This window comes from Streptomyces sp. NPDC093111 (genome assembly GCF_040683955.1).
Classification (GTDB): Bacteria; Actinomycetota; Actinomycetes; order Streptomycetales; family Streptomycetaceae; genus Streptomyces.
The window spans coordinates 93,014-106,300 of record NZ_JBFBNW010000027.1 but is presented as its reverse complement, the minus strand read 5'-3'; the positions used below and the strand labels follow the sequence as shown (position 1 = coordinate 106,300).

At 74.4% G+C, this 13,287-nt stretch carries 12 protein-coding genes; 10 read left to right on the top strand and 2 right to left on the bottom strand.

Annotated features, from left to right (window positions below):
* Both AB0Q96_RS34795 and AB0Q96_RS34790 read left to right on the top strand, forming a co-directional pair.
* Positions 1–299: methionine adenosyltransferase domain-containing protein (locus AB0Q96_RS34795; protein WP_365332588.1), on the top strand; the 299-nt coding region annotated here is incomplete at its 5' end.
* Between the two features lie 105 nt (positions 300–404).
* Positions 405–2,552 carry a primosomal protein N' gene (locus tag AB0Q96_RS34790; RefSeq protein WP_365332585.1) on the top strand — a complete coding sequence of 716 codons (2,148 nt, stop codon included), beginning with the start codon at positions 405–407 and terminating at the stop codon, positions 2,550–2,552.
* Positions 2,553–2,638: 86 nt separating this feature from the next.
* On the opposite strand, the gene AB0Q96_RS34785 is transcribed toward AB0Q96_RS34790, so the two are convergent.
* On the bottom strand, positions 2,639–3,157 hold the full coding sequence (locus AB0Q96_RS34785; RefSeq protein WP_365332583.1) for a hypothetical protein: 519 nt from the start codon (positions 3,155–3,157) through the stop codon (positions 2,639–2,641).
* A gap of 299 nt (positions 3,158–3,456) precedes the next feature.
* Between AB0Q96_RS34785 and fmt the strand changes: the two genes are divergently transcribed.
* From fmt to AB0Q96_RS34750, 7 genes are all read left to right on the top strand, one after another.
* A complete protein-coding gene (gene fmt / locus AB0Q96_RS34780; RefSeq protein WP_365332581.1) occupies positions 3,457–4,389 on the top strand; it encodes a methionyl-tRNA formyltransferase in 933 nt (310 codons plus the stop codon).
* A 131-nt stretch (positions 4,390–4,520) separates the two neighbouring features.
* Positions 4,521–5,942, top strand: a complete 1,422-nt coding sequence (locus tag AB0Q96_RS34775) for a transcription antitermination factor NusB (RefSeq protein WP_365332579.1) — start codon at positions 4,521–4,523, stop codon at positions 5,940–5,942.
* A 107-nt stretch (positions 5,943–6,049) separates the two neighbouring features.
* Positions 6,050–6,733, top strand: coding sequence for a ribulose-phosphate 3-epimerase (gene rpe / locus AB0Q96_RS34770; RefSeq protein WP_365332577.1), 684 nt, complete (start codon positions 6,050–6,052; stop codon positions 6,731–6,733).
* 186 nt (positions 6,734–6,919) lie between these two features.
* Positions 6,920–7,969 (top strand): sugar-binding domain-containing protein, encoded by a 1,050-nt coding sequence (locus AB0Q96_RS34765; RefSeq protein ID WP_365332574.1) that lies wholly within the window; start codon positions 6,920–6,922, stop codon positions 7,967–7,969.
* Positions 7,970–8,049: 80 nt separating this feature from the next.
* Positions 8,050–8,547 carry a ribonuclease domain-containing protein gene (locus tag AB0Q96_RS34760; RefSeq protein WP_365332572.1) on the top strand — a complete coding sequence of 166 codons (498 nt, stop codon included), beginning with the start codon at positions 8,050–8,052 and terminating at the stop codon, positions 8,545–8,547.
* Positions 8,534–8,875, top strand: a complete 342-nt coding sequence (locus AB0Q96_RS34755) for a barstar family protein (protein WP_365332570.1) — start codon at positions 8,534–8,536, stop codon at positions 8,873–8,875. Before AB0Q96_RS34760 ends, AB0Q96_RS34755 begins: the two co-directional genes overlap by 14 nt.
* Before the next feature lie 105 nt (positions 8,876–8,980).
* A complete protein-coding gene (locus tag AB0Q96_RS34750) occupies positions 8,981–10,423 on the top strand; it encodes a GuaB1 family IMP dehydrogenase-related protein (RefSeq protein ID WP_365332569.1) in 1,443 nt (480 codons plus the stop codon).
* A 14-nt stretch (positions 10,424–10,437) separates the two neighbouring features.
* Here the strand turns inward: AB0Q96_RS34750 and AB0Q96_RS34745 are convergent, their stop codons facing one another.
* Entirely contained in the window at positions 10,438–11,484 is a 1,047-nt protein-coding gene (locus tag AB0Q96_RS34745; protein WP_365332567.1) for a GDSL-type esterase/lipase family protein, read from the bottom strand.
* A gap of 334 nt (positions 11,485–11,818) precedes the next feature.
* Between AB0Q96_RS34745 and AB0Q96_RS34740 the strand changes: the two genes are divergently transcribed.
* The gene (locus tag AB0Q96_RS34740; RefSeq protein WP_365332565.1) at positions 11,819–13,282 is read left to right on the top strand and encodes an amino acid permease; all 1,464 of its coding nucleotides are present in this window, start codon (positions 11,819–11,821) and stop codon (positions 13,280–13,282) included.
* The last annotated feature ends 5 nt before the right edge of the window (positions 13,283–13,287 follow it).

Below are 13,287 nucleotides of genomic sequence, written 5' to 3'. Positions count from 1 at the left end.
TCGCCGCGGGCCTCGCCTCGCGCTGCGAGGTCCAGGTCGCCTACGCGATCGGCAAGGCCGAGCCCGTCGGCCTCTTCGTCGAGACCTTCGGCACCCACACCATCGAGACCGAGAAGATCGAGCACGCCATCGCCGAGGTCTTCGACCTCCGCCCGGCCGCGATCATCCGCGACCTCGACCTGCTCCGCCCGATCTACTCCCAGACCGCCGCCTACGGCCACTTCGGCCGCGAGCTGCCCGACTTCACCTGGGAGCGCACCGACCGCGTCGACGCGCTGAAGAAGGCCGCGGGCATCTGACCCCACGCCCCACAGCAGTCGTACGAAGGCCCGGGACCCCTTGCGGGGTGCCGGGCCTTCGGTGTGTCCGCCGGACTGTCGGTGGCGTCTGGTAGGTATGAGGCTGTGAGCAGCGAGAACGAGAAGGACGGGAAGGCCGTGGGAGACGGGGAGCCCGAGCAGCTCGCGCTCATCCGGGAGACCGTGCGGACGGCGAAGGTGCCGCGGGCCAAGCCCCGGACGTGGCGGGGGGCCGCGCTGGCCAAGGAGCTGCCGGTGGCGCGGGTCGTGGTGAACAAGGGCGTGCTCCACCTCGACCAGTTCTTCGACTACGCCGTGCCCGAGGAGCTCGACGAGGCCGCCCAGCCGGGTGTGCGGGTGCGGGTGCGGTTCGGGGCCGGGGCGCACCAGGTCAGGGGCGGGCGGCGGGAGGGCGGCCGGCTCATCGACGGGTTCCTCGTGGAGCGGCGCGCCCACTCGGACTACTCCGGCCCGCTCGCCGCGCTCGCCGACGTCGTCTCGCCCGAGCCCGTGCTCGGCCCCGAGCAGCTCGCGCTCGCCCGCGCGGTGGCCGACCGGTACGCCGGGAGCCTCGCCGACGTGCTCCAGCTCGCCGTGCCGCCGCGCAGCGCCCGCGCCGAGGGCCGGCCCTCGCCCGCGCCGCTGCCGCCGCCGCCCGCGCCCGAGGCGGGGAGCTGGCGGCGGTACGAGCGGGGGGCGGCGTTCCTGGACGCCCTCGCGCGCGGCGGGGCGCCCCGGGCCGTCTGGAACGCGCTGCCGGGGCCGCACTGGGCCGAGGAGATCGCCCGCGCCGTCGGCGCCACCCTCGCCTCCGGGCGCGGCGCCCTCGTCGTCGTCCCCGACGGGCGCGCCGCCGACCGCGTGGACCAGGCGCTCACGGCGCTCCTCGGCGACGGGCGGCACGCCCTCCTGACGGCCGAGGCCGGTCCCGAGAAGCGGTACGCCCAGTGGCTCGCCGTCCGGCGCGGCGCCGTCCGGGCCGTCGTCGGCACCCGGGCCGCGATGTTCGCGCCCGTCCGCGAGCTCGGGCTCGCCGTCATCTGGGACGACGGCGACACCAGCCACAGCGAGCCGCACGCCCCCCAGCCGCACGCCCGCGACGTCCTGCTGCTGCGGGCCGCCCACGACCGGTGCGCCTTCCTGCTCGGCTCCACCAGCTGCACCGTCGAGGCCGCCCAGCTCGTCGAGTCCGGCTGGGCCCAGCCGCTCGCCGCCGGCCGCGACCAGGTACGGGCCGCCGCCCCCCTCGTACGGACCGTCGGCGACACCGACCTGGCCCGCGACGAGGCCGCCCGCGCCGCCCGACTGCCCACCCTGGCCTGGCAGATCGTGCGCGAGGGCCTGAAGACCGGCCCGGTGCTCGTGCAGGTGCCGCGCCGCGGCTACGTGCCCCGGCTCGCCTGCGAGCGCTGCCGCACGCCCGCCCGCTGCCGGCACTGCGCAGGGCCCCTCGAAGCGCCCGAGCAGCAGGCCCTGCACTGCGGCTGGTGCGGGCGCGGCGCGGACGACTGGCACTGCCTCGCCTGCGGCTCGAACCGGCTGCGGGCCCAGATCGTCGGCGCCCGGCGCACCGCCGAGGAGCTCGGCCGGGCCTTCCCCGCCGTGCCGGTGCGCACCTCGGGGCGCGACCACGTCCTCGACCGGGTCCCCGACCGTCCCGCCCTCGTCGTGAGCACCCCCGGCGCCGAGCCCGTCGCCGACGGCGGCTACGCCGCGGCCCTGCTCCTCGACGGCTGGGCCATGCTCGGCCGGCCCGACCTGCGCGCCGGGGAGGAGGCGCTGCGGCGGTGGATCGACGCGGCCGCCCTCGTCCGCGGCCAGGAGGACGGCGGCACCGTCGTGGTCGTCGCCGAGCCGACCCTGCGGCCGGTGCAGGCCCTCGTGCGCTGGGACCCCTTCGGCCACGCCCAGCGCGAGCTCGCCGAGCGGGCCGAGCTGGGCTTCCCGCCGGTCTCCCGGATGGCCGCGGTCGCCGCCCCCCCGGACGCCCTGGCGGCCTTCCTGGCCGCCGCAGAGCTGCCGCCCGACGCCGAGATCCTGGGCCCCGTCCCGCTCCCCGTCACCCGCCTCGGCGGCCCTCGGCGGCCCGGCGACACCCCGCCCGGCGAGCAGTGGGACCGTGCCCTGATCCGCGTACCGCCGGGCAGCGGCGCCGCCCTCGCCCTGGCCCTGAAGCACGCCCAGGCGTCCCGGCTCGCCCGCGGTGGGGGCGAGCCGGTGCGGGTGCGGGTGGATCCGCCGGACATCGGCTGAGCGCCCCGGGCGAGGGTGCCCGCGCACGGCGAAAGGCCGCCCGTCGCGTCCCGTGCGCGACCGGCGGCCTTCGGGCCGCGGGCGGCTCAGCCGTTGCGCGGGGCCGGGAAGGCCGGCGGACGCTGCTCCTCGCGGAGGGTCTGGCTGCCCGAGGTGGGCTGCGGCGGCATGCTGCGGGCCGGGGGCACCACCGGCAGCGTGCGGGGCGCGGCGGGCTCGGCCGCGCGCTCCGGCTCCAGGGCGGCGCCCGGCTGCGGGGCGCGACGGGAACCGTAGCGGCGGTGCACCGCCTGCTTGGTGACTCCGAGCGCGGAGCCCACCGCGTCCCACGAGAACCCGAGCGAGCGGTCGAAGTCGACCGCCGCCGTCACCAGGGTCTCGACGCTGTCCCGCAGCTCCTGGGCGAGGCGGACGGTCGGGGCGGGCGCGCGCCCGTAGACGACGAAGCCCGTGGACGGGGCGGAGCGGCGAGGGCGGTAGACATTGCCCAGTTGGGCCGTGAGCGTGCGCAGTGCGTCCACCTGCCGCCGGACCCGCTCGATGTCCCGCACCAGCAGGTGCAGACTCGCCCGGGCCTGGGCGTCGTGGGTTGCGTGGTCGGCCATGGATAAGCCTCTCGAACCGGCGTGAAAAGGGGCGGGCCGCTGGGGGAGGGGCGACCCGATTCGGTCAATCTCTCTTGACCAACGCGCCACCCGGGGTTGGGTCACGCTGCGGGGGCGTACACGCATATGCGCAGGGCGCTCGTCCCCGCGTACGCCCCCTTCGAACGCCGCCCGACGAGACCGCCCCGCGCCCCGCCCCGCGACCCGGCCTAGACTGGTGCGCTGCCCTCCCCCGAGCTCTCGGCTGCGCTCGGGCGGGCAGGTGCCACCATTCGCCCCTAGATGCGAGGTTTTCCCGCGTGAAGCTCGTCTTCGCTGGTACCCCCGAGGTCGCCGTACCCGCCCTGGACGCCCTGCTCGCCTCCGGGCGGCACGAGGTGGCCGCCGTCGTCACCCGCCCCGACGCGCCCGCGGGCCGTGGCCGGCGGCTCGTCGCGAGCCCCGTCGCCGAGCGGGCGGCGGAGGCCGGGATCGAGGTCCTCAAGCCGGCCCGGCCCCGCGACGAGGCCTTCCTCGCCCGGCTGCGGGAGATCGCCCCCGACTGCTGCCCGGTCGTCGCGTACGGCGCGCTGCTGCCCCGGGTGGCCCTCGACATCCCCGCGCGCGGCTGGGTCAACCTGCACTTCTCGCTGCTGCCCGCGTGGCGCGGCGCGGCGCCCGTGCAGCACGCGGTGATGTCCGGGGACCAGGTCACCGGCGCCTCCACCTTCCAGATCGAGGAGGGCCTGGACTCCGGCCCCGTGTACGGCGTGGTCACCGAGGACGTCCGCCCCACCGACACCAGCGGTGACCTGCTCACCCGGCTCGCCTTCGCTGGCGCCGGGCTGCTCGCCGCGACGATGGACGGCATCGAGGACGGCACCCTCAAGGCCGTTCCGCAGCCCGTCGACGGCATCACGCTCGCCCCGAAGATCCAGGTCGAGGACGCGCACGTCGACTTCGCCGCCCCCGCCCTGCGGGTCGACCGCGTGATCCGCGGCTGCACCCCGGCCCCCGGCGCCTGGACCCTGTTCCGCGGCGAGCGCCTCAAGCTGATCCAGGCCGCCCTCGTCACGGACCGCACCGACCTCGCCCCGGGCGAGCTGGCCGTCGGCAAGAACAACGTGTACGTCGGCACCGGCTCCCACGCGGTCGAGCTGCTGTGGGTGCAGCCCCAGGGCAAGAAGCCGATGAAGGCCGCCGACTGGGCGCGCGGTGTCCGCATCGCGCCCGGGGAGCGGGTCGGCGTCTGACGCCACCGCGGCGGACGTAGGCTGGGAGGGCCGGGGCGGCGCCCCCGGCCGTCCGCCTCCCGGCCGTCCGCCGGGAGCACCCCCTCCTTCGGCACCCCTCTTCACCGGTTCATTTCTCACGCGGAGCACCTTTGAGCGAGCAGGCACGTCCCCGTACCCCCAAGCCCTACCGGCGCCCCAAGAAGGATCCCGTCCGGATCCTCGCCTTCGAGGCGCTGCGGGCGGTGGACGAGCGGGACGCCTACGCGAACCTCGTGCTCCCGCCGCTCCTGAAGAAGGCGCGGGAGAAGGAGGGACCGGAGAAGTTCGACGGGCGGGACGCGGCCCTCGCGACCGAGCTCGTCTACGGGACGCTGCGCCGCCAGGGGACGTACGACGCGATCATCGCCTCCTGCATCGACCGGCCGCTGCGCGAGGTCGACCCGCCCGTGCTCGACGTGCTCGCGCTCGGCGCGCACCAGCTGCTGGGCACCCGCATCCCGAGCCACGCCGCCGTCTCCGCCAGCGTCGAGCTGGCCCGGGTGGTGCTGGGCGACGGGCGGGCCAAGTTCGTCAACGCGGTGCTCCGCAAGATCGCCCAGGACGACTTCGACACCTGGGTGGAGCGGGTCGCGCCGCCGTACGACGCCGACGCCGAGGAGCACCTCGCCGTCGTCCACTCGCACCCCCGCTGGATCGTCTCCGCGCTGTGGGACTCCCTCGGCGGCGGGCGCGCCGGCATCGAGGCGCTCCTGGAGGCCGACAACGAGCGGCCCGCCGTGACCCTCGTCGCCCGGCCCGGCCGGTCCACCACCGAGGAACTGGCGGCCGCCACCGAGACCGAGCCCGGCAGCTGGTCGCCGTACGCGGTGAAGCTGGCCGAGGGCGGCGAGCCCGGCGCCCTCCAGGCCGTCGCGGAAGGCCGCGCGGGCGTCCAGGACGAGGGCAGCCAGCTCGTCGCCATCGCCCTGGCCAACGCCCCCCTCGACGGCGCCGACGGCCGCTGGCTCGACGGCTGCGCGGGCCCCGGCGGCAAGGCGTCCCTGCTCGGCGCCCTGGCCGCCGAGCGCGGCGCCGCCCTGCTCGCCTCCGAGAAGCAGCCGCACCGCGCCCGGCTGGTCGAGCGCGCGCTGGCCGGCAACCCCGGCCCGTACCAGGTCATCGCGGCCGACGGCACCCGCCCGCCGTGGCGCGAGGGCGTCTTCGACCGGGTCCTGATGGACGTGCCCTGCTCCGGGCTCGGCGCCCTGCGCCGCCGCCCCGAGGCCCGCTGGCGCCGCCGCCCCGCCGACCTCGACGGCTTCGCCCCGCTGCAGCGGGGGCTGCTCACCGAGGCGCTGCGGGCCGTGCGCGTCGGGGGCGTCGTCGGGTACGCGACCTGCTCCCCGCACCTGGCCGAGACCCGGGTCGTGGTCGACGACGTCCTGAAGAAGGTGGGCGGCGCCGAGCTGATCGACGCCCGGCCGCTGCTGCCCGGCGTCCCCGAGCTCGGCGACGGGCCCGACGTACAGCTGTGGCCGCATCTGCACGGTACGGACGCCATGTATCTGGCGCTGATCCGCCGCACCGCCTGACACTCGGGCGGCGGAATCACCTGGTCTGTACCAGTACGTGACCTCCTCCTTCTGCCGCGAACCGCTTCGCGGCAAAGAAGTGCTCAAGAACATGGCAGGCTTGGCACATGGCGCAGATCAATCCCAGCATCCTGTCCGCGGATTTCGCCCGGCTCGCCGAGGAGGCGAAGGCGGTCGACGGGGCCGACTGGCTGCACGTCGACGTGATGGACAACCACTTCGTGCCCAACCTGACGCTGGGCGTGCCGGTGGTCGAGTCGCTCAGCCGGGCGACGGACACCCCGCTCGACTGCCACCTCATGATCGAGGACCCGGACCGCTGGGCCCCCCAGTACGTGGAGGCCGGCGCCGGGTCGGTCACCTTCCACGTGGAGGCCGCCGCCGCGCCGGTGCGCCTCGCGCGGGAGATCCGGGCCAAGGGGGCCAGGGCGTCCATGGCGCTCAAGCCGGCCACCCCGATCGAGCCGTACGAGGACCTGCTGCCCGAGCTGGACATGCTCCTGATCATGACGGTCGAGCCCGGCTTCGGCGGGCAGTCCTTCCTCGACATCATGCTGCCGAAGATCCGCCGCACCCGTGAGCTGATCTCCAAGCACGGTCTGGAGCTGTGGCTCCAGGTCGACGGCGGCGTCGCGGAGTCCACGATCGAGCGGTGCGCCGAGGCCGGCGCGGACGTCTTCGTGGCCGGTTCCGCCGTCTACGGCGCCGCCGACCCGGCCGCCGCGGTGCGCTCCCTGCGGGCCCGCGCCGAGGCCACGACCGCCTCGGCGGCGTGGGCGTGTGGCCACTGAGCCGCCAACGGACCTCCGGTACATGAACGCGGCCCGTCGGGCCGCCGACAGAACCGAACAGGACCCACCGGATCTGACAGGATGAACGGTGAGTCCAGAGTGTGAACGGAACCGGGCACTTCAGCCCCGGTGACGACAGCGTGACGTGGCACCAGCGGGTGTCACGCGCTACGTGAGCAGCCGTACGTGAACAGCAGTGAGGAGATCGCGGTGGCGGGTATGTCGGCGGGACGGTCAGCCCTGCGGATGGGCCCCGCGGAGCTCGTGCAGGCGGCGGCCATGGCCCGCCGCTTCTACCTCGAGGGCAAGTCCAAGATCCAGATCGCCGAGGAGTTCGGCGTGAGCCGCTTCAAGGTGGCCCGGGTCCTGGAGACCGCCCTGGAGCGCGACCTCGTGCGCATCGAGATCCGCGTCCCGGCGGAGCTGGACGCCGAGCGCTCGGACGCGCTCCGCGCCCGCTACGGACTCCGCCACGCCGTCGTCGTCGAGTCGCCGGCGGAGGGCGAGGACGAGTCGCCCGACCCGGAGAACCTCGGCGAGGTCGCGGCCGACCTGCTCGGCGAGCTGGTCACCGAGGGGGACGTCCTGGGCCTGGCCTGGGGCCGTTCCACCATCCACATGGCGGCGGCGCTCGACCGGCTGCCGCCCTGCACCGTCGTCCAGCTCACCGGCGTCTACGACGCGGGCACGGCCGAGCGCGGCTCGGTCGAGGCGGTACGGCGGGCCGCCCAGGTCTCCGGCGGCGAGGCGCACCCGATCTACGCCCCGATGCTGCTGCCGGACCCGGCCACCGCCGCCGCCCTGCGCAGCCAGACCGGGATCGCGCGGGCCTTCGAGTACTTCGACAAGGTGACGGTCGCCTGCGTCTCCATCGGCTCCTGGGAGCCGGGCATCTCCACCGTCCACGACATGCTCTCGGACGAGGAGCGCGCCCACTACGCGTCGCTGGGCGTCGCCGCCGAGATGTCCGCGCACCTCTTCGACACGGAGGGGCGCCGGGTCGGCCGCGACCTGGGCGAGCGGTGCATCACCGTCGAGGCGGACCGGCTGCGCCGGATCCCCGAGGTCGTCGCCATCGCGGGCGGCCAGCGCAAGGCGGCGGCGATCGGCGCGGTGCTCCGTTCGGGTCTGGTCACCAGCCTCGTGACGGACCGCTCGGCGGCCGACTACCTGCTCACCGAGTCCAGCCCCGGCCCCCGCCCGGCCCTCGACCGCGCGGACCCGGACGGCGTCTGACCCGGGACCCCCGCTCCGACACGCCCCGCCGTCCACCCGGCGGGGCGTTCGTGTCGGCGGAGGCGTGGCAGCATCGGGGCATGATCCTGCGATGTGCCCGGCTCGGGCTCGCCCTGCTGGCCGGGCTCGCGCTGCTGCTGACCGGGTGCTCCGGCGGGACGGGCGGCGCCACCGGCACCGGACCCGGCACCGCCACGAGCACCGCCACCGCCGGCCCCTCGCGCACCACGGACGCCGCCCCGCCCCAGGGCACGCGGAGTCCGGGCGCCGCCCCGACCCGCTTCTCCCGGCTCCCCGTCATCCACGAGGGAGCGCTGCCCGCCGAGGCCCGGCGGACCCTCGCGCTGATCAGGAGCGGCGGCCCCTTCCCGTACGCCAAGGACGGCACCGTGTTCTCGAACTTCGAGCGCGTGCTGCCGCAGCACAAGCGCGGCTACTACCACGAGTACACGGTGAAGACCCCCGGCGAGCGGGACCGCGGGGCCCGGCGGATCGTGACCGGGCGGGACGGGGACGCGTACTACACCGACGACCACTACGAGAGCTTCCGGGAGGTGGTCGCGGATGAGGCTCGATGAGCTCGGCGCCCCCGTCGTCCTCGACCTGTACGGGGTCGCCGACAAGGCCGCCTTCATGGAGCGCTGCGCCACCGCGCTCGCCCTGCCCGACTGGTTCGGGCGCAACTGGGACGCCCTCGCCGACTGCCTGACCGACCTGCCCGGGCCGGTAGCGCTCGTCGTCACCGGCTGGCAGGAGTACGCCGGGGCCCACCCGCGCGAGTGGCGGCTGGCCCAGGACGTCTTCGCCACGGCCGTCGAGGAGCGGCCCGCGCGCCTCGCCGTGTTCCTCTCCCTCGGGGAGGTCTTCGGAGGAAACGACGAAAGACCCCCCGGAAGCCTCGGATGAATCGCCCGGGGCTGGTATTCGTACTGACGTGGGACAATGAACTACGTGCTTTTTCCCCTGGCTGAAATGCCTAGGGGCCGATCCGAACGACTGGGATGTCAGCACGTGCGTTTCCTCAATGACGTCAAGCCGCCGTACGACCTCACGTACGACGATGTGTTCATGGTGCCGAGCCGCTCGGCCGTGGGTTCCCGCCAGGCCGTGGACCTCTCCTCGCCCGACGGGACCGGTACGACGATCCCGCTGGTCGTCGCCAACATGACCGCCATCGCCGGCCGCCGCATGGCCGAGACCGTCGCCCGTCGCGGCGGCCTGGTCGTCATCCCCCAGGACATCCCGATCGAGGTCGTCACCGACGTCATCGGCTGGGTCAAGAGCCGCCACCACGTCCTGGACACCCCCATCGTCCTGGCCCCGCACCAGACCGTCGCCGACGCGCTGTCCCTGCTGCCCAAGCGGGCGCACGACGCCGGTGTCGTCGTCGACGAGGACCGGCGTCCGATCGGTGTCGTCACCGACGCCGACCTGTCCGGCGTGGACCGCTTCACCCAGCTCTCCGAGGTCATGTCGAAGGACCTGCTGCTCCTCGACGCCGACATCGAGCCGCGCGAGGCCTTCAACACCCTCGACGCCGCCAACCGCCGCTACGCCCCGGCGGTCGACAAGGACGGCCGGCTCGTCGGCATCCTGACCCGCAAGGGCGCGCTCCGCGCGACCCTGTACAGCCCGGCCGTCGACGCCAAGGGCGGCCTGCGCATCGCCGCCGCCGTCGGCATCAACGGCGACGTGGCGGGCAAGGCCAAGCAGCTGCTCGACGCGGGCGTGGACACGCTCGTCATCGACACCGCGCACGGCCACCAGGAGTCGATGATCAGCGCGATCAGGACGGTCCGGGCGCTCGACCCGCACGTCCCGATCGTGGCCGGCAACATCGTCGCCGCCGAGGGCGTCAAGGACCTCATCGAGGCCGGCGCGGACATCATCAAGGTCGGTGTGGGCCCCGGCGCCATGTGCACCACCCGCATGATGACCGGCGTGGGCCGCCCGCAGTTCTCCGCCGTCCTGGAGTGCGCCGCCGAGGCGCGCAAGTACGGCAAGCACGTCTGGGCCGACGGTGGCGTCCGGCACCCGCGCGACGTCGCCATGGCGCTCGCCGCCGGTGCCTCCAACGTCATGATCGGCTCCTGGTTCGCCGGGACCTACGAGTCCCCGGGCGACCTCCAGCACGACGCCCAGGGCCGCGCGTACAAGGAGTCCTTCGGCATGGCCTCGGCCCGCGCCGTCCGGAACCGCACGAGCGACGAGTCCTCCTACGACCGCGCCCGAAAGGCGCTGTTCGAGGAGGGCATCTCCACCTCGCGGATGTTCCTCGACCCGCAGCGTCCGGGCGTCGAGGACCTGATCGACTCGATCATCGCGGGCGTCCGCTCCTCCTGCACCTACGCCGGCGCCAGCTCGCTGGCCGAGTTCGAGGAGAAGGCCACCGTCGGCATCCAGTCCGCCGCCGGCTACGCCGAGGGCAAGCCGCTGCACGCCAGCTGGAGCTGACCGCTCCCCGGCCTCTAGAGCCGACCGCGGGCCCCCGGGAGATCCCTCCCGGGGGCCCGTGGCGTTCCCGGGCGCACGAACCCCGTCGCCCGCAGCGCCCCGGTCACCGCCGCCGCGATCCGCCGGTGGCCCCGGTCGTTGGGGTGCAGCCCGTCGGCGAGGTCCCGGGGCCCCAGCAGCGGCCGGCCGGGCAGCAGGGCGAGCCGGGCGTCCCCGGCCGCCACGAGGTCCCGTACGGCCTCCTCCATGGCCGTCCGCAGCTCCGCGAGGGTGGCGCCCAGGGCGTTGCCGGTCCGCTCGGCCGCCGGGCGCAGCACGGGGGAGAGCAGCAGCAGCGGGGTGCCGGGGTGCCCGCGGCGCACCAGGCCGACGAAGGCGCGGGTGGTCTCGTAGAGCAGCGGGGCCGAACAGGGCACGGTGGACCAGCAGTTGGTGCCGAAGGCGAGGGTGATCAGTTCGCCGGGGAGCCGGGCGAGGTGCTCGGCGAGCGGGAGTTCGCCGCGCGCGCCGCCCGCGAAGCCGAGGTTGACCGGGTCCAGGCCGAGCGCCCGGCCCGCCGTCGCGGGCCAGGAGTGCGCGGGGCGGGTCGACCACCAGCCCTCGGTGATCGAGTCGCCGTGGACCAGCCAGCGGGGGCGTCGGGGTGCCGGGGACAGGGCGCCGCCGACCGGCCGCAGGCCGCCCACGACCGGCGCCTGGTCCTCCGGCAGGTGGACCGTGAACTCCCCGCCACTGGCCGGGAGTTCGAGCCGCACCGCGCCCTCCTCCGCCGGCTCCGCGAACACCTCGGCGAGGCAGCGCCGGCCCTGCCAGAGCGCGAAGCCGTGCCGCAGCGCGCGCAGCGCGTCCCCCGGCCGGGGGACCGCCGCCCGGTAGCGCAGCTCCACGGCCCGGGTGCCCGGCGCGGCCGTGAACTCGACCCGCACCCCGATGGGCAGCGCGGCCCGCTCGGCGATGTCCCAGGGCAGCCGTTCCAGGTCGGCGGGGTCGGCGCGCACCGGCCGGTCGCCGTCCAGCCAGGCCGTGCCGCGAAGGAAGGGGGCGGGCTCCAGCCAGCTCACGAGGGCCTCCGTCTCAGGCGGGTGCAGCGTGGGCCATCCGCCCGAAGGAGTCAAGGTGCGCGCACGGGTCGCTCCATGCCCCTGATGTGTCGATTCATGCAGGGGAGCGCAATGTTTCCCCGTCTGCGCCGCTAGCGCGCAATGATCATCTGCCAGTGCGCAACAACCCTGCATTACGAGTGCGAAGCTCCAGCCCTTAGGCTCATGCCCCGTACCAGGAGTGGCGGCGACCGCCTGCTCGGCGGTTCCCCCTTCCCCCGTGGGCTGTTCAGTCATGCCCGCGTACCGCCGCGGTCCCCGCCCCATCGTCAGGCAGCGATAAGGAGCCCCCGCAGTGCTGGACCATGGCGCAGCCCCCCCGGTCGAGGAATCGACCGTCCGCAAGCCCTCCGGGCTCTCCGCCCTGACCCGCCGCAAGCCGGTGGAGAACCTGGTCGCGGAGGGTGGACAGGGCGAAGGCGGCAGTCTCCGCCGCACGCTCGGCATGTGGCAGCTGACGATGATCAGCATCGGTGCGACGCTCGGTACCGGCATCTTCGTCGTGCTCGGCTCCGCGGTCCCCAAGGCGGGTCCCGCGGTCACCCTGTCCTTCGTGATCGCCGGTCTCACGGCGCTCTTCTCGGCCCTCTCGTACGCCGAGCTGGCCGGCTCCATACCGGTCGCGGGCTCCTCCTACTCGTACGCGTACGCAACGATGGGCGAACTCGTCGCCTGGGTCTGCGGCTGGTGTCTGGTCCTGGAGTACGGCGTCTCGGTGGCCGCGGTGGCGGTCGGCTGGGGCGAGTACCTGAACGAGCTGCTCGACGGCACCATCGGCGTCACCATCCCCGACGTGCTGTCCTCCGCCCCGGGCGAGGGCGGCGTGATCAACCTGCCCGGCCTGATCGTCGTCCTGCTGGCGATGGTGTTCCTGCTCGGCGGCGCCCGTGAGTCCGCCGTGGTCAACACGATCATGGTCGTGGTGAAGATCGCCGCGCTGGTGCTCTTCTGCGCCATCGGCTTCGTCGGCTTCAAGTCCGGCAACTACAAGGACTTCATGCCGCTCGGTATGGCGGGCGTCGGCGCCGCAAGCGCCAGCCTGTTCTTCTCGTACATCGGCTTCGACGCCGCCTCCACGGCCGGCGAGGAGGCCAAGGACCCCAAGCGCGACCTGCCGCGGGCGATCATGCTCTCGCTGCTCATCGTGACCGTCCTGTACGTGCTGGTCGCGGCGGTCGCCGTCGGCGCCTGGCACTGGAAGGACTTCGCGGGCTCCGAGGCCACCCTCGCCGCGATCATGAACGACGTCACGGGCCAGACCTTCTGGGGCACCATGCTCGCCGCCGGTGCCGTCATCTCCATCGCCAGCGTCGTCCTGACCGTGCTCTACGGCCAGACCCGCGTCCTGTTCGCGATGTCCCGCGACGGCCTCGTCCCGAAGGTCTTCGGCAAGGTCAGCCCCAAGACCGGCACCCCGCGCGTCAACACGGTGATCGTCTCCCTGTTCTGCGCCGCCCTCGCCTCGGTCATCCCGCTGGGCAAGCTGGTCGACGCGACCAGCATCGGCACCCTCTTCGCCTTCGCCCTGGTCAACATCGCGGTCATCGTGCTCCGCTACTCGCGCCCCGACATGCCGCGCACCTTCAAGGTGGCGTTCGGCCCGGTCTTCCCGGTGCTCGGCTTCCTCTTCTGCGCGTACAACATGTTCAGCCTCGACGCGATCACCTGGGTGGTCTTCGGTTGCTGGATGGCCGCGGGACTCGTGTTCTACTTCCTGTACGGCATGCGCCGCTCCCGACTGGCATCAGCAGAGAAGTGATCCAC